Origin of the sequence: Streptomyces sp. NRRL F-5123 (assembly GCF_000721495.1) — a bacterium.
Lineage (GTDB): Bacteria > Actinomycetota > Actinomycetes > Streptomycetales > Streptomycetaceae > Actinacidiphila.
Genome location: NZ_JOHY01000008.1, coordinates 183,193 through 200,096 on the forward strand (window position 1 = coordinate 183,193; position 16,904 = coordinate 200,096).

Annotated in this window: 11 protein-coding genes; 7 read left to right on the plus strand and 4 right to left on the minus strand. The window is 73.3% G+C overall.

The genetic code is table 11. From position 1 onward, the window contains the following. Window positions 1–76 precede the first annotated feature (76 nt). Window positions 77–1,609 (minus strand): amino acid permease, encoded by a 1,533-nt coding sequence (locus IH54_RS0110405; protein ID WP_031515157.1) that lies wholly within the window; start codon window positions 1,607–1,609, stop codon window positions 77–79. 346 nt (window positions 1,610–1,955) lie between these two features. Between IH54_RS0110405 and IH54_RS0110410 the strand changes: the two genes are divergently transcribed. The 3 genes from IH54_RS0110410 to IH54_RS0110420 are packed head-to-tail and all read left to right on the plus strand — an operon-like array spanning window position 1,956 to window position 4,539. After that, window positions 1,956–2,717, plus strand: a complete 762-nt coding sequence (locus tag IH54_RS0110410; protein ID WP_078862080.1) for a PadR family transcriptional regulator — start codon at window positions 1,956–1,958, stop codon at window positions 2,715–2,717. Next, window positions 2,714–3,763, plus strand: a complete 1,050-nt coding sequence (locus IH54_RS0110415; RefSeq protein WP_031515161.1) for a daunorubicin resistance protein DrrA family ABC transporter ATP-binding protein — start codon at window positions 2,714–2,716, stop codon at window positions 3,761–3,763. Before IH54_RS0110410 ends, IH54_RS0110415 begins: the two co-directional genes overlap by 4 nt. After that, window positions 3,760–4,539 (plus strand): ABC transporter permease, encoded by a 780-nt coding sequence (locus IH54_RS0110420; protein WP_031515163.1) that lies wholly within the window; start codon window positions 3,760–3,762, stop codon window positions 4,537–4,539. Before IH54_RS0110415 ends, IH54_RS0110420 begins: the two co-directional genes overlap by 4 nt. A 114-nt stretch (window positions 4,540–4,653) precedes the next feature. Here IH54_RS0110420 and IH54_RS0110425 read toward each other — a convergent pair whose 3' ends face one another. Together IH54_RS0110425 and IH54_RS0110430 are read right to left on the minus strand one after the other, a co-directional pair. Then, the gene (locus IH54_RS0110425; RefSeq protein ID WP_031515165.1) at window positions 4,654–5,508 is read right to left on the minus strand and encodes a siderophore-interacting protein; all 855 of its coding nucleotides are present in this window, start codon (window positions 5,506–5,508) and stop codon (window positions 4,654–4,656) included. Between the two features lie 175 nt (window positions 5,509–5,683). Beyond that, window positions 5,684–6,064 carry a PPOX class F420-dependent oxidoreductase gene (locus IH54_RS0110430; RefSeq protein WP_031515167.1) on the minus strand — a complete coding sequence of 127 codons (381 nt, stop codon included), beginning with the start codon at window positions 6,062–6,064 and terminating at the stop codon, window positions 5,684–5,686. Window positions 6,065–6,462: 398 nt separating this feature from the next. On the opposite strand from IH54_RS0110430, the gene IH54_RS0110435 reads away from it, so the two are divergent. The 4 genes from IH54_RS0110435 to IH54_RS0110450 all read left to right on the plus strand — a co-directional run bounded on the left by IH54_RS0110435 (window position 6,463) and on the right by IH54_RS0110450 (window position 15,534). Next, window positions 6,463–8,124 carry a cellulase family glycosylhydrolase gene (locus tag IH54_RS0110435; RefSeq protein WP_078862092.1) on the plus strand — a complete coding sequence of 554 codons (1,662 nt, stop codon included), beginning with the start codon at window positions 6,463–6,465 and terminating at the stop codon, window positions 8,122–8,124. Window positions 8,125–8,337: 213 nt separating this feature from the next. Next, complete coding sequence (locus tag IH54_RS0110440; RefSeq protein ID WP_031515171.1) at window positions 8,338–10,035, plus strand: MFS transporter; 1,698 nt, start codon at window positions 8,338–8,340, stop codon at window positions 10,033–10,035. A 186-nt stretch (window positions 10,036–10,221) separates the two neighbouring features. Then, entirely contained in the window at window positions 10,222–11,226 is a 1,005-nt protein-coding gene (locus IH54_RS41500) for a helix-turn-helix transcriptional regulator (protein WP_159011772.1), read from the plus strand. A 213-nt stretch (window positions 11,227–11,439) separates the two neighbouring features. Continuing rightward, window positions 11,440–15,534, plus strand: coding sequence for a carboxypeptidase regulatory-like domain-containing protein (locus IH54_RS0110450; RefSeq protein WP_043180407.1), 4,095 nt, complete (start codon window positions 11,440–11,442; stop codon window positions 15,532–15,534). Between the two features lie 550 nt (window positions 15,535–16,084). Here the strand turns inward: IH54_RS0110450 and IH54_RS0110455 are convergent. Next, window positions 16,085–16,768, minus strand: coding sequence for a FadR/GntR family transcriptional regulator (locus IH54_RS0110455; RefSeq protein ID WP_031515177.1), 684 nt, complete (start codon window positions 16,766–16,768; stop codon window positions 16,085–16,087). Between the last annotated feature and the right edge of the window lie 136 nt (window positions 16,769–16,904).

Genomic DNA, 16,904 nt, shown 5'->3' on the forward strand with positions numbered 1-16,904 from the left:
CCTTGCGGTGGGCGTCGCGGTCTTCCCCCGGAGGGAGGCCGCAAGCACCACCGCAAGAGGCAGCCCGGAGCGCCCCTCAGGAAGAGGAGACGCGGCGGACGGCGCGGTAGGCGGCGCCCAGCGCGAGGGCGGCTCCGAGGAAGAGCAGGGTGAACCAGCGGAAGTACCAGTGGCCGCCTGACGGGTCGTAGACGGCGGGCCGCGGCCATGCGAGGTTCACGGTCATCGCGAGGCCGTACACCAGGGCCGCGGCGTTGACCGGGACTCCCCAGCGGCCGAGCGAGAACGCGGGGGCGCCGGACTCGTCCGTCACCGGCGGGAGCGGCGCCCGCAGCCGGCGCAGCAGTTGCGGGCCCGTCACCATCGAGTACGCCAGGTACAGCATGACGATGCACGTCGTGCCGATCGCCAGCCACGCGTCCGGCGACGCGAACGCGATGAGCAGCAGCGCCGCCGAGAGGACGCCGACCACGAGCGCGGGCACGGGCGGCTGCCCGGTGCGCGGCGAGACCCGGGCGAGCGCGGGGGAGAGGGGCAGCGCCCGGTCCCGCGCCATCGAGAAGAGCATGCGGGTCGCGGACGTCTGGATCGCCAGCGTCGCGACGGCCACCGCGAGCGCCACGTCGCACAGCAGCACCCGCCCGAGCCCGTCGCCGAGCCGGCTGGTCAGGACGTACGACAGCCCGTCCGTGCCGAGCCGCCCGTCGGTGAGGCTGGGCGCGGCGAGCAGCGCCGCGAGCACCAGCAGCGAGGCGAGCACCCCGGCCGCGGCGAGTGCGGTGAGGATCGTGCGCGGCGCGACCCGCCGCGGATGCCGCGTCTCCTCGCTCATCTCGCCCGCGCTGTCGAAGCCGATCATCACGTACGCGGCCGCGAACGACCCGACCAGCAGCGCGGATCCGCCGCCCCCGCTGTGCACGGTGACGGACGGCGAGCGGTCCGCGTGCGTGAGCAGCAGGACGACGATGAGCACCGCGCCGACGATCTCGGCCGTGACGCCGACCCGGTTGACCACCGACATGACCTTGTTGTCCAGCAGGTTGACCGCCGTGGTGAGCGCGAGCAGCACGATGCCGAGCAGCGCCGCGTTCGCCGCGCCGTCCGACGACAGGGGCGAGGTGTCCGTACCGATGATCTGGAAGCCGGACCAGACGGCCGGCAGCACCACCTGGAGTGCGAGCGCGGCCGCCGCGACGACCACGATCTGCCCGAGCACCATGATCCAGCCCGCGTACCAGCCGAAGACGGCGTTGCTGAGCCGGCTCGACCACTGGTAGACGGCGCCGGAGATCGGGTAGCGGGCGGCGAGTTCGGCGAAGCACGCGGCGACCAGGAGCTGGCCGACGAGGACGGCGGGCCAGGTCCAGAAGAAGCGCGGGCCGCCGAAGGAGTAGCCGAAGGCGAAGAACTGGAAGACCGTGGTCAGGACGGAGATGAAGGAGAAGCCGGCGGCGAAGGACGCGTAGCGGCCGAGGCTGCGGTGCAGTTCCTGGGGGTAGCCGAAGTCGGCGAGCCCGGCGGTGTCGCCGCCCGGGCCGGTGGCGGGCGTGGGTGGCCGCACGTCCTGCGGTGGCCGCGCCTGGGTGGCGGGCGGTCTGCTGGTGGTCATGGCCGGGCCCCCTGTCGGGTGTTTCGTCCGGTGTTCCTGTCGGTCGACAGAAATTAGGCACGCGGTGTTTCCGCCGCATCACGCATCCGTGTCCGTCGCGGGCCGAAGTCCTCACGCGCGCCGCCCACCCACCGCCCGCCGCCGTAACGGCTCCGGTCCTGCCCGTCGCCCGCCGCCGTACGGCTCCGTCCCGCCCGTCGCCGGAGCGGCGACTCGCGATATACGCTGCCGCCGAAATTCGCGATACATCGTCTTGCTCGCGAGGGGTGGACGCGATATGTTCGGCAACGGATATACGGCAGCGAGCAACCGGCGAAGAGCAGCGAACAACGAGCAATGACGGGGGATGAACGCGGTGGCGAAACGGCGCAAGCTGTCCAACCCGCTGGCCCTGGCGGTCATGGTGTTTCTCGGCGAACGGCCGATGCATCCGTACGAGATCGCCCGCCTGCTGCGGCAGCGCGGCAAGGAGCACAGCATCAAGATCAACTACGGCTCCCTCTACACCGTGGTGCAGAACCTGGAGAAGCACGGTTTCGTCGAGGTCGCCGGTGTCCAGCGGCAGGGCAACCGTCCCGAGCGGACGCTCTACGGCCTCACCGAAGCGGGCCGCACCGAGGCCCACGACTGGCTCGCCGACCTCGTCGCGGTGCCCGCGCAGGAGTACCCCGGCTTCGAGGCCGCGCTCTCCCTGATCGGCGCCCTGCACCCGGACGAGGCCGCCGAGCTGCTGGCCGAACGCGCCGGGGCGCAGGAGGTGCAGGCCGCCGCGCTGCGCGGGGTGCTGGCCAAGCTGGGGGCCGAGCTGCCGCGGCTGTTCCTGATCGAGACCGAGTACCAGGCCCGTATGCGCGAGGCCGAGGCCGCCTGGATCCGCGAGCTGCTCGCCGAAGTGGCCGAGGGCCGGCTGTCCGGCCTGGACGAGTGGCGCGCCTGGCACGACACGGGCTCCCTGCCGGAGGACTGGCAGCGCTTCGAAGAGCAGTTCCGTGACGCGGAGGCGGAGGCCGGGACGGGCGCAGACGTAGATGCCGACACCCGCGCCGGCTCGGCCACCCGGCCCGCAGCGCCCCCCACCGCACCCGACCCGGAGGACACACCCTCATGACCACCGCAGCGCCCGCCGTCGAGGCGGCCGGGCTCACCAAGACCTACCCCGGCGGGGTGACGGCCCTCGACGGCATGGGCGTCACCGTCGCCGCGGGCACCGTCTTCGGGCTGCTCGGCCCCAACGGCGCCGGCAAGTCCACCACCGTCAAGATCCTCACGACGCTCGCCCGCCCCGACTCCGGCACCGCCCTGGTCGCCGGGCACGACGCGCTGCGCCACCCGGACCGCGTCCGGCGCGCGATCGGCGTCGTCGCCCAGAAGTCCGGCGCCGACCCGGTCGCCACCGGGCGGGAGAACCTGCTGCTCCAGGGGCGGTTGTACGGGATGCGCGGCCCGGAGGTGGGCCGCCGCGCCGACGAGCTGCTGGGCCGCTTCGGCCTCTCGGACGCCGCCGGGCGCCAGGTGCGGACGTACTCCGGCGGTATGCAGCGCCGGCTGGACGTGGCGCTCGGCCTCGTCCACCGGCCGCACGTGCTCTTCCTCGACGAGCCGACGACCGGGCTGGACCCGGAGGCGCGCGGCGCGATGTGGGAGGAGATATCCCGGCTGGCCGGCGACGAGGGCCTCACCATCGTGCTGACCACGCACTACCTGGAGGAGGCCGACCGGCTCGCCGAGCGGGTCGCGATCGTCGACCGCGGGCGCGTCGTCGCCGAGGGCACCCCCGACGAGCTCAAGGGCGAGCTGCACGGCGACGCCGTCCACGTGGAGCTGCGCGACGCGCCCGGCGAGGTGGACGCCCGGCTGCTGGCCACCGCGCTCGGCGCCTTCACCGCGGTGCGCGACGTGGCCGTCGACGGGCGGCGGCTGAGCGCCCGCACCGACGACGGGCCCGCCGCCGTACCGCAGGTGCTGGCCGCGCTGGAGCAGCAGGGCGCGGCGGTGGCATCCGTCACCGTGGCCCGCCCCTCGCTCGACGACGTCTACCTGCGGTACGCCGGGCGGCGGTTCGCGGACGCCGACGCCGGGAAGGACGGCCGCGCGACCGGCAAGGACGCGGCAGGCGCGGGCACGGGCACGGACACGGAGGAGAAGGCCGCATGAGCACCGAAACCGCCTACCAGACCTGGTACATGACGCGGCGCCACCTCACCGCGATCATGCGCCAGCCGGTCGTCCTGGTCATCACGCTCGTCCAACCGGTCATCTGGCTCTTCCTGTTCGGCTCCCTCTTCCGCAAGGTCGTCGAACTGCCCGGCTTCGGCAGCGGGTCCTACCTCGACTACCTCGTGCCCGGTGTCGTCGTGATGAGCGCGGTGTCCTCCAACATGTGGGCCGGCATGGGCACGTTGGAGGAGATCGAGCGCGGCACGCTCAACCGCTACCTGACCACACCGGTCAGCCGGGCGGCGCTGATGAACGCCAACGTCGTGCAGCAGGGCCTCAGTACGGCGGTGCAGTCGGTGCTGATCGTGCTGCTCGGCAAGCTCGGCGGCGCCGACTACCCGGGCGGCGCGGCCGGACTGCTGGTGCTGCTGGCCGCCTCGGTGCTGCTCGGCACGGTCTTCGGCGCCGCGTCCAACGCGATCGGCATGCTGGTGCGGCAGCGCGAGAGCATCATCGGCATCAACTCCTTCCTGCTGCTGCCGCTGACCTTCCTCTCCTCGGCCTTCATGGCGCCCGGCCTGATGCCGTCCTGGATGCGGCACATCGCGGACTTCAACCCCGTCAACTGGGCCCTCGTGGCGGGCCGTTCGGCGATGTCCGCGGATCCCCGCTGGAGCGTCGTGCTCGGCCGGGGCGGCGCGCTGCTCGCCCTCGCGGCGGCCGCGGTGTGGCTTTCCACCCGCACCTTCCGCTCCTACCAGCGCTCGGTCTGAGCCGGGCGCACGGGCACGCGGGCGCGGGCGGTCGACCGACCGCACGCGCCCGTCCGCCGTGCCCCGTCCGCCGCGGGCCCCGTCCGCCGCGGGCCTCGTCCGCCGCGGGCCTCGCTACGGCCGCCCGCCCGACTCCTGCTCGCGCTCCACCTCGGCGTTCCACTCCCGCTTGGAGGACTGCCAGCCGTCCTCGTCCGCGCCGCGCCGCCAGTAGCCGGACACCGACAGCCGCTCGCGCGGCACCCCCAGCTCCAGCCGGACAAAGCGGCGCAGCTCCTTGACGAGGCCCGCCTCGCCGTGCACGAAGACCTGCACGTCGCCCGCGGGCACCGCCGTCCCGGTCACGGCGGCGACCAGTGCCTCGCCGACCGGCCGCCCGCCGCGGTGCAGCCAGACCACCTCGACGTCGCCGGATCCGGCGCCGTCCAGCTTCTGCTCCTCCTCCGGGCCCGCCACCTCCACGAAGACCTTCGCGGGCGCGCCCGGCGGCAGCGCCTCGACGGCCGCCGCGATGGCCGGCAGCGCGCTCTCGTCGCCCGCCAGCAGATGCCAGTCGGCCGCCGGGTCGGGCGCGTAGGCTCCGCCGGGGCCCATGAAGTCGATGCCGTCGCCGGGCCGGGCGGCGGCCGCCCACGGCCCGGCCAGGCCCTCGTCGCCGTGGTGCACGAAGTCGAGGGTCATCTCGCCGGCGTCCGGGTCCCAGGCCCGTACCGTGTACGTCCGGGTCCGCGGCCACTGCTCGCGCGGCAGGTCGCGGCGCACCGCCTCCATGTCCAGCGGCCGCGGGTACTCCACGCCCTCGGGCGGGAAGACGAGCTTGACGTAGTGGTCGGTGAAGGCGCCGAGGTCGGGACGGTCGGCGGGATCGACGGCCAGCACCACGCGCACCATCCGCGGGGTGACCCGCCCGGTGCGCACCACCGTGGCGTGCCGTGCCCGCGGAGCCCTGCGTGCCGGTCGCTCTGCCATGGGAACCCGCTCTCTGCCGGAGACCTTGCCACTTAGGCGAGCCTAACCCGTGGCCCGCTCCCCGCCCACCCGATTTCCGCGCCGCCGCTCATAGCCGCGCCCGGCGCCGCCCGGTGCCGCCCGTGCCGCTCGGCGACCCCAGCGACCCCAGCGACCCCAGCGACCCCAGTGCCCCTCAGAGCCCCACTTTCTGCCGGTCGGGCTCGATCAGGGCGGCGACGCGCTCCTGATCCCGCGCGTACGGCCGGCCGGTGTACTTCACGGCGATCTCGTCGACGACCGCCCAACCCGCGTCCCCGTCCAGCCACTCGACGACCCGGCCGCGGACGAGCACCGGCTCGTACGGGTTGTCCGGCGACGTCAGCGAGATCGCGACCCGCGGGTCCCGCCGCAGGTTGCGGGCCTTGCGCGAGTCCGGCCCGGTGAGGAAGGCGATCCGGTCGCCGTGCGTCCCGATCCAGACCGGAACGGTGTGCGGCGAGCCGTCCGGCAGGACGGTGGCGAGGTGGGCGAAGGCGGTGCCGTCGAGCACCCGGCGGACGTCGGGGTTCAGCATGGCGATCGGCTCCTGACGTGGTTGCGGCACGGTGTTCCGTCGGGTGCCGCCCCGTGCCCGGCGACACCTCCCCATCCTGGACCGGAAGTGCCCCGTACCGGCCGATCTCACGCGCCGGAGCGGCGCACCGGACGGTGCCGGGCACCCCGCGTTCAGAAGGTGAAGGCTGTACGACCCCTTGACGGCTGTCGGGTGGCGTCGATTCCATACCTTGTAGCCAATGGGAGCGCTCCCATGGCTGGAAGCATCTGACACGGCACCCCCACACGCCACGAACCGAAGCGTTCCGTCCCCCCACCGAGAGGAAGCGCACCGTGGTTCCCTATCCGGATGTCCGGAGTCCGCTGAGAAGCCTGCGGCGGCTGCGCGTGCTGATCGCGGCGGCCGTCGCCGCCGCGATGCTCGCCCTGCTGTCCATCGCGGGGCAGAGTCACGCCAGCGCGGCCGCGGCGCCGTCGGCGGCCGCCGCCGACGCGGGCAGCGGCTACTGGCACACCAGCGGCCGGCAGATCCTGGACTCGAACAACCAGGCGGTGCGCATCGCGGGCATCAACTGGTTCGGCTTCGAGACGAGCAACGAAGTGGTGCACGGCCTCTGGTCGCGCGACTACAAGAGCATGATCGACCAGATGAAGCAGCTCGGCTACAACACCATCCGGCTGCCCTACAGCGACGACATCTTCAAGGCGGGCGCTGCCGCCAACAGCATCACTTTCTACAACATGAACACCGACCTGCAGGGCCTCAGCCCGCTCCAGATCATGGACAAGATCGTGAACTACGCGGGCTCCGTCGGCCTGCGGGTCATCCTCGACCGGCACCGCCCGGACTCCAGCGGGCAGTCCGCGCTCTGGTACACCAGCGCCGTTCCCGAGTCGACCTGGATCACCAACCTCAAGGCGCTCGCGACCCGCTACCAGAACAACACCGCGGTCGTCGGCATCGACCTGCACAACGAGCCGCACGACCCGGCCTGCTGGGGCTGCGGCGACACCACGATCGACTGGCGGCTGGCCGCCCAGCGCGCGGGCAACGCGATCCTGGGCGTCAACCCCAACCTGCTGATCTTCGTCGAGGGCATCCAGACCTTCAACGGCGTGTCCGGCTGGTGGGGCGGCAACCTGATGGGCGCCGGGCAGTACCCGGTCCAGCTGAGCGTCGCCAACCGCGTCGTCTACTCGGCCCACGACTACGCCACCAGCGTCGCCCAGCAGACCTGGTTCACCGACCCGACCTTCCCGGCCAACATGCCCGCCGTGTGGTCGAAGTACTGGGGCTACCTCTTCGAGCAGAACATCGCCCCGGTGTGGGTCGGCGAGTTCGGCACCACGCTGCAGTCGACCGTCGACCAGCAGTGGCTCAAGGCGCTGGTCAGCTACATGAAGCCCACCTCGGGCAACGGCGGCGACAGCTTCAGCTGGACCTTCTGGTCGTGGAACCCCGACTCCGGTGACACCGGCGGCATCCTCAAGGACGACTGGCAGACCGTCGACACAGTCAAGGACGGCTACCTGACCTCCATCAAGGCCCCGACCTTCGGCGGCTCCACGGGCAGCACGAACGGCGGTACGTCCTCGGGCACGACGACCGGTACGTCGACGGGTACGAGCACGGGCACGTCGACCGGCACCTCGACGGGTACGAGCACGGGCACGTCGACCGGTACCTCGACGGGTACGAGCACCGGTACGAGCACGGGCACGTCCACCGGCACCTCGACCGGTACGAGCAGCGGCACCACCGGTGGCAGCACCAACAAGGGCTGCACCGCCACGCTGCACGTCGACAACCAGTGGGACACCGGCTTCACCGCCACCGTCACCGTGACCAACTCCGGCTCCGCGGCCACCTCCGGCTGGACGGTCGGCTGGACGTGGGCCGGCAACCAGCAGGCGACCAGCGGCTGGAGCGCCACCATCACGCAGTCCGGCGCGGCGGTCACGGCGAAGAGTCTCAGCTACAACGGCACGATCGCCCCGGCGGCGTCCACGAGCTTCGGCCTCCAGGGCACGTCCTCCGGCTCGGTCGGCTCCCCGGCGCTGAGCTGCACCGCGAGCTAGCGCGGCGCTGACGCACCGCCTCCGGGCGGGATACCGCCGGCGGGTCCCCGTAGTGGGGGCCCGCCGGCGGCCGTTTGCGGCCCGCGCCCGGCGCGGTGGCGTGGCGGGGCGGCGGACCCGTGCAGACCTCTAGGCATACCGACCGGTCGGTACTAACCTCTGCCCACACTCCGTCACTGCACCGCCGGTTTCCGCATCCCCTGGAGGAGCCGCATGTCCGCCACCCCGACACCGTCCGACGCCGACAGACCCGGGCCGCAGCCCGCGGACCCCCGCCCCCGCACGCTCCTCGGCCGGCTCCACCGCCGCGACCTGGCCGCGTACCCGTCGACCGCGCCCCGCATGGTGTACCTGGCCATCGTGGTGGTCACCACCGTCGTGCTCTACTACATGCTCTACATCCAGTACGCCGTGGCGACGTCGATCATCACGCACTTCGACATGAGCTACCGCTACTTCGTGTGGGTCTCGGTGATCGGCAACGCCGCGGGCGCCTTCGCCTCGCTCGTCGCCGGGCTCGCCGACCGCTGGGGACGCGCCAACATGGTCGTCCACGGGCTGCTCGTGGCCTCGCTCCTGGTCTTCCTCGGGCTGCCCAACGCCGGGAGCAAGACCACCTACCTGGTGCTCTTCGCGCTCGTCAGCGTCATCGAGGGCATCGTCCTGGTCGCCACCCCGGCGCTGATCCGGGACTTCTCACCGCAGCTCGGACGGGCCACCGCGATGGGCGCGTGGACGATGGGCCCGGTCGTCGGCAGCCTCGTCGTCACCACCGTCACCAGCCGGACGCTGGACACCTCCAGCTGGCAGGACGAGCTGCGCTACTCCGCGGTCGCCGGGCTGGTCGTCTTCGTCGTCGCGATCGTGGGCCTGCGCGAGCTCTCCCCGGCGCTGCGCGACCAGATCATGGTCTCGCTGCGCGACCGTACCCTCGTCGAGGCCCGCGCCAGGGGCATCGCCCCCGACGCGCTCGCCCGCGGCGGCCAGTGGCGGCAGATGCTGCGCCCGGCCGTCGCGGGACCGGCGCTCGGCATCGCGCTCTTCCTGCTGCTGTACTTCGCGGCGGTCGGCAACTTCGTCGTCTACTTCGCCACCACCTACGGCTACAGCGAGCAGCGCGCCAACGCCGTCGCCAACTGGTACTGGGCCGCGAACGCGATCGCGCTGGTCGTCGTCGGGCTGCTGTCGGACAGGCTGAAGGTGCGCAAGCCGTTCATGGTGGCCGGGGCGGTCGGCTCGATCGTCGTGACGGCGGTCTTCGCCACCCGGGCCACCCACCCGGAGACCGGCTACTACACCTTCGCCTGGCTCTTCGTCGGCATCGGCGTCTTCAGCGGGGTGGCCTACGGCCCGTGGATGGCGGGCTTCACCGAGACCGTCGAGAAGCACAACCCGGCGGCGACGGCCACCGGGCTCGCCGTGTGGGGGTGGACGGTACGGGTCGTCGTCGCAGTCTCCTCCGCTCTCATCCCGGTGCTGGTCACCTCCGTCACGCCGCTCGTCGAGCACGGACCGCAGGTGACGGCGGCGCAGGCGCAGGGCGCGCCGGCGCTGGCCGTCGTCTCCGCGCACCCGGAGATCTTCGCCGAACTCGGCAAGTACCCGCCGGGCAAGGCGCCCGCGGACGTCACCGCCCGCGCGGTGCAGGAGGTCGGACCGGCCGGCCTCGCCGTCGTCCAGAAGGCCCAGCCGCAGCTGGCGGTGCTCCAGGAGTACGGCACGAAGGTCCGGAAGGCCGCGCACGACGGCCCCGGCCAGTGGCGTACCTGGTGGTGGATCTGCGTCGGCGGCCAGGTGCTCTTCCTGCCCTTCGTCTTCCTGATGTCCGGCCGCTGGAGCCCCCGCCGCGCCCGCGAAGACGCCCGCGCCCACGAGGCCGCGGTAGCCGCGGAGGTCGCTGCGCTGAGTTGAGCCCCGCGCGGTGCCTGTGCCCGGTGCCGCTCCGGGGTGCCGCTCGCGGTGGGCTGTGCAACCACCCACCGGGAGAAGGCCCCGGGGCGCCACCGGGCGGGGCACCCCGGCGGGTCGCAGGCCAAGTGTCAAGTCCGGCAAGGTAATCAAGGCGTCAAACCCGTCGGCAGGCTATTGTGCGGCCCCATGACCGAACGTCCGTTTGAGGCCCTGGGGTTGAGCCAGGACGCGGACCGGGCGTATTCCCTGCTGGTGTCGACGCGGGGCGTCGCCGCAGGCGAACTCGCCCGCCAGATGGCGGTGTCGGCGGACCGCGGCCAGGCGGCCTGCGGGGAGCTGGCGGCCCGCGGCCTGGCCCGCCGGGGCCGCGACGGGCGGTGGTACCCAGTACCACCGCACGCCGGCTTCCGCCCGCTGCTGTCGCACGCGCAGGAACAGCTGCGGCTGGGACGGGAGTTGCTCGACCGGCTGGACGCGGAGTACCAGCGCGTCCACGAGGGGCACCGGGCCGACGAGGCCGTGCAGGTCGTCGCGGGCCGCGCGGCCATCGCGCGGCGGGTCGCGGAGGTCCAGGGCGCGGCGGCGCGGGAGATCACCTCCTTCGTGCCCGGTGCGGCGGCCGCGCCGCGCGGGGCGGCGCCGGCCGGGGTCAGGCGGCGGGTGGTGTTCGAGCGGGCGGGCCTGGAGGCGGCGGGCGCGTTCGGGCCGCCGGGCGATCCGCTGACGGCGGGCCGGGTCACCGGCCGGCTGCCGGCCCGCCTGGAGATCGCGGACGCCGAGGTCGCCCTGCTGCCACCGCCCGGCGACGCGCTTGGCGACGCCGCGGACCCGGTGATGCTGGTGGTGCTCGCCGGCCCGCTGCTGGCCGCGCTGACCGCGCTGTTCGACGCGGTGTGGGCCGGCAGCGTCCCGCTGGGCCGCCGTCCGGATGTCCAGCAGCCGCGCAGCGCCCTGCGGCTACGGGTCCTGGGGATGCTGGTGAGCGGCAGCACGGACGCGGCGATGGCCCGCTCGCTGGGGGTGGCGGTGCGGACCGTCCAGCGCCATGTGGCCGCGATGCAGCGCGAGGCGGGCGTCGACAACCGCGTCCAGCTGGTGTGGCACGCGGCCAGAAACGGCTGGTTGGACGATCTTCCGGAGGGGCAGTCGGAGGGCCGGACGGAGGGAAACGTACGGCGTCCGTCCGGATGACGGGAAAGCGACTCCGCACAGCGGAGCATCCGGTGTCAGGTATTCGTCAACCGTTTGACGAATCCTTGGTGCACCTGAGGCACATGTATACGCCAGCGGTCCGAACGGCCGTGGCCCCCGCGACGTACCCCGCCGCGTGAGGTCCCACCCGCCCCAGGGAGACCCCCCTTGCGCATACCCGTTCCCAGACGCAGCCGCCGCACCGCAGGTGTGGTGGCATCCCTCGCGACGGCCGCCCTCGCGGTCGTCGGCCTGCAGATACCCGTCGCGGCCCCGGCCGCTGCGGCCCCCGCGCAGAAGCCGGACGTCGTGCGGCAGTGCGACACCCCCGAGCCCGGACACGCCGCGTGCCTCGCGCTGCGCCGGACCGACGTCGCCGCAAAGACCGGCGTCCAGCCGCACGCCGCCACCCCGTCCGGATTCGGCGCCACCGACCTGCGCAGCGCGTACGCGCTCCCGGCCGACGGCGGCGCGGGCCGGACCGTCGCCATCGTCGACGCCTACGACGACCCGACCGCGGAGGCCGACCTCGCGGTCTACCGCGCGCAGTACGGGCTGCCGCCCTGCACCACCGACAACGGCTGCTTCGCCAAGGTGAGCCAGCGCGGCGGCGACGACCTGCCGGAGGCCGACCCCGGCTGGGCCGGCGAGATCAGCCTCGACCTGGACATGGTGTCCGCGGCCGCGCCGCTGGCCCACATCCTGCTCGTCGAGGCCGACTCCTCCTACGTCGACGACCTGGGCGCCTCGGTGGACACCGCGGTCGCGCTCGGCGCCAAGTACGTCTCCAACTCCTACGGCACCGGCTACGACACCACGCCCGGCAGCGGCGAGGACCCGTCGGAGAACACCGACCTGGACCCGTACTACAACCACCCGGGTGTCGCGGTCGTCGCCTCCAGCGGTGACGACGGATACGGCGTCAGCTACCCGGCGTCCTCCCAGTACGTCACGTCGGTCGGCGGCACCTCGCTGACCGTGGACGCGGGCAGCGCGCGCGGCTGGAGCGAGTCGGTGTGGAACAACGCGTACGGCGGCCCGGGTTCCGGCTGCTCGCTGTACGAGCCCAAGCCGGCCTTCCAGACCGACACCGCGTGCGACAAGCGGTCGGTGGCCGACGTCGCGGCGGTCGCCGACCCGGTGACCGGCGTCTCGGTCTACCAGACCTACGGCGGCGGCGGCTGGGCGGTCTACGGCGGCACCAGCGCCTCCTCCCCGCTCATCGCGGGCGTGTACGCGGCGGCCGGCACCCCCGGCGCCGACACGTACCCGAACTCCTACCCGTACGCCCACCCGAGCGCGCTCAACGACGTGACCGAGGGCGACAACGGCTCCTGCACCCCGGCCGCGCTGTGCACGGCCGGGCCCGGCTACGACGGACCGACGGGTCTCGGCACGCCCAACGGCCTGGCCGCCTTCTCCAGCGGCCCGCACGGCATCGTGTCCGGCACCGTCACCGACCACGCCACCGGCGCACCGCTGGCCGGCGCCAAGGTCACGGTGGGCGACGCGGCGGCCACCACCGCCGCGGACGGCACCTACAAGCTGGACGTCGCACCCGGCACGTACGACGTGACGGCCGCCGCATACGGCTACCGGAGCGGCAGCGCCGCGGGCGTCGAGGTCGCCGACGGCGGCACCGTCACCGAGTCGTTCGCACTCGACGCGGTGCCGACCCGCACCGTCACCGGCCGCGTCACGGACGGCTCCGGCCACGGCTGGCCGCTGTACGCCGCCATCACCGCCCAGGGCGTGCCCGGCAGCGCGGTCTACACCGACCCCGCCACCGGCTCGTACTCCCTGACGCTCCCGCAGGACACCACGTACACCCTGCACGTGACCTCCAATTACCCCGGCTACCGGCCGGTCGACAAGACCGTCACGGTCGGCGAGGCCGACCAGTCGGTCAACGTCGCGGTGCCGGTGGAGAGTTCGTCGACCGACGCGCCCGGCTACACCGTCCACCTGAACGGCGCCACCGAGCCCTTCACGTCGACCACCGCCGCCCCCGACGGCTGGAGCGTCGCCAACGCCGACGGCACCACCGGCGGCTGGACCTTCGACGACCCCGGCAAGCGCGGCAACCGCACCGGCGGCAGCGGTGCCTTCGCGATCGTCGACAGCGACGACCTCGGCCAGGGCCTGCACCAGGACACCTCGCTGCTCTCGCCGTCGTACGACCTGAGCGGCAACGCCGACCCGCTGCTCGCCTTCGACACCGACTACCGCGAGTACAGCAGCTCCACCGCGAGCGTGGACGTCTCCGCGGACGGCGGCACCACCTGGACCAGCGTGTGGAAGCAGACCACCGCGTCGGTGTCCGGCAAGCACATCGAGATCCCGCTGAGCGCCTACGCGGGCAAGAGCGACGTCCGGCTGCGCTTCCACTACACCGGCACCTGGGCCTACTGGTGGCAGGTCGACAACGTCTTCGTCGGCAAGCGCTCCTTCGACCCGGTGCCCGGCGGCCTCGTCGTCGGCAACGTCAAGGACGCCAACACCAAGGACGGCGTCTCCGGCGCCACCGTCACCAGCACCGACAACCCCGCCGACCACGCGACCACGGTCGCCACGCCGAACGACCCCAACCTCGGCGACGGCTTCTACTGGTTCTTCTCCCACGTCACCGGCAAGCACGCGGTGAGCGCGGCCGCGTCGCACTACACCACCGCCACGGCCGCCGCGACCGTGCCGGCCGACGGCGCCGTGCAGCGTGACCTCTCGCTCAAGGCGGGCCGCATCAAGGTCACTCCCGCCTCGGTGGACAAGACCGTCGCCTGGGGCAAGAGCACCTCCCAGGTCGTCACCGTCAAGAACACCGGCACCGCGCCGGCCACCGTCAAGCTCGGCGAGAACCCCGGCGGCTTCACCGCCCAGAAGGCGGGCGCGCCGCTCAACCTCGTCAAGGGCAGCTACTCGCCGCACTCGCTCGCCGCGCAGCACGCGGCGGGTGCCAAGGCCGTCAAGCCCGCGGTGGACCCCGCGGCCGGCGACGCCTGGAACGCCCTGCCCGACCTGCCCGTCACCACGGGCGACAACGCGGTCTTCACGTACAACGGGACCGTCTACTCCGCGTACGGCTACACCGGCGTTGCGGACACCAGCGACCTGTACGCGTACAGCGCGGACAGCGGCGCCTGGACGAAGCTGGCCTCCGCCGCCGACACCCGTGAGGCCCCGGCGCACGGCGTGATCGGCGACAAGCTCTACGCGGTGGGCGGCTGGGGCGCCGACGGCGACCCGGACGCCAAGCTGGAGATCTACGACCCCGCCGCCAACACCTGGAGCACCGGCGCCAGTTCGCCCAAGCCGTACGCCGGCGCGGGCAGCGCGGTCCTCGGCGGCAAGCTCTACTCGGTCGGCGGCTGCACCGGCACCGCGTGCGGCGTCACTTCCGTGACCGCGTACGACGCGGCGTCCAACACCTGGACGCAGCTCGCGGCCTACCCCGAGCCGGTGGCCTGGGAGGCCTGCGGCGGCGTCGGCGGCAAGCTCTACTGCTCCGGCGGCACCACCGACGCAGGCGAGATCACGCACGCGTACGTCTACGACCCGGCGGCCGACTCCTGGTCGCCGATCGCCGACCAGCCCACCGACGCGTGGGGCACGGCGTACACCGCCGCCAACGGCCTGCTGCTCATCAAGGGCGGTGCCGTCGACGGCAGCAGCGCGCTCACCAACCAGGCCTGGGCCTACCAGCCCAACGACAACACCTGGACGGCGCTGCCGAACGCCACCGCCTCGCTCTACCGCGGCGGCGGCAGCACCGGCTTCTACGCCGTCGGCGGGCTCGCGGGCCAGGTGCCCGCGAAGTCCGCGGAGGTGCTGCCCGGCTACGACCAGGTCGACAGCGCGGACGTCGACTGGCTGACCGAGAGCGCGACGACGCTCACGCTCGACCCGGGCGCCAGCGCCACGGTGACCCTCGGTCTGGACGCGTCCGTGCCGGAGATCACCCAGCCCGGGACGCTCACCGCTTCGTTGGGGGTCGCGACCGACACGCCGTACGCCGTGCCGGCGGTCGGCGTGAGCTTCACCGTCAACCCCCCGGCGACGTGGGGCAAGATCACCGGCACGGTGAGTTCCGGCGGTGCGCCGCTGGCCGGCGCGACCGTCCAGATCAACACCTGGGCCACCCACTACACCCTCAAGACCACGAAGGAGGGCACTTACGCGCTCTGGCTCGACGTGCGCAACAACCCCTTGCAGTTGATCGTCGCGAAGGACGGCTTCCAGCCGACGACGACGACGCTGCGCATCACCAAGGGTGCGACGACCACGAGCAACTTCTCCCTCCTGAAGGACTGAGCAACCACCTCGCGGTGGGGCCCCGCGTTTGGGGTCCCACCGCGAGGGTTTGCGCTCCGGGGGTGCCTGTTGCGGTGGCCCGCGCGACCTTCCGTGGGTGGGGGGTTGCTCGCGCCTACGCGGCGTCGGCCGCACATCGGATGCAGGCTCGCGCCGCTGGGTGTTGCCCGGCGGGGCATCGCGCTTCTGCTTCGGTGGGTGGGGTCGGGGGCCACTCCGGGGGTACCTCCTCGGAATGCGCGTTCGCCCTCATCCGGAGTTGGTGAGGGGCTGGGAAGCGCATTCCTGCGGGGGCACCCCCGGATCGTCCCCCTCCCGAGGTCTCGTCGGCGGCTGCCCGCCGGTGGGGGGGCGGGGGTGGGTGGGCGCATCGTCCCCCTCCCGGCGTCTCGTCGGCGGCTGACTGCCGGTGGGGGTGCTGTTTTCGGGGACTGCGGGTTGCCCCCGGCGGCGGTGCACCCCCGCAGGGGGCCGTCAGCCGGCGTCCCACCTGCACGGATGGTGGGGTGGGAGTCACCCCGCGCCGCAGGCGCGGGAACCCCCGGCGGGGTCAGGTGGCCGGGCGCAGCAGCGCCAGGGTCGAGGCCAATTCGGCCTCGAGGATGTGGGCTGCGGTGGGGGCGTCGCCGGAGGCGATCGCGGCGACGAGGGCCGCGTGGGAGGCGTCGCCGTCGCCCGGGGGGAGGTCGAGGAGGTCGACCAGGTCGGTGAGGCCCTCGTGGAGGACGGGGGCGAACTCGGCGAAGAGGTCCGTCAGGACGGGATTGCGGGCCGCCGCGACGACGCCCGCGTGGAGTGCGATGTCCGCCGCGACGAAAGCGGCCGCGCCGCGCCCCGCGGCTTCGCGGCGGGCTGCGAGCGCGGCGTCCAGACCGGCCAGATCCGCCTCGGTGCGCCGCTCCGCGGCGAGCCGCGCGGCCTGGACCTCGACCATGGCCCGTACCTCGTAGACGTCGGCGACCGCCGACCGCCGCAGCCTCGTACCGAAGTCCTCGTCGGGCTCGGCGGAGATGACGAACACCCCGGCGCCCTGCCGGGACTTGACCAGGCCCGCGCCGGCGAGCGCGCGCACGGCCTCGCGGACGGTCGAGCGCCCGACGCCGAGCTGCGCCGCGAGCGCCGTCTCGCCGGGCAGCCGGGTGCCCACCGGCCACTGCCCGCTCACGATCTGCTCGCGCAGATGCTCCGTGGCCTGTTCCACCAGCGGGCTGGGCCGTAGCGAGCCGAGCGGCATACCGCCTCACCTCTCAGGTTGTCTGAGGAGTTGTTCAAGGTTAGTCTACCCGCCATGACGCAGCGGGGCCTCCTTCTCGGATGCCGCGGCGGGGCCTGACGCGACCGGCACCCCGCCGCGGGGTTCGGTGCTGCCG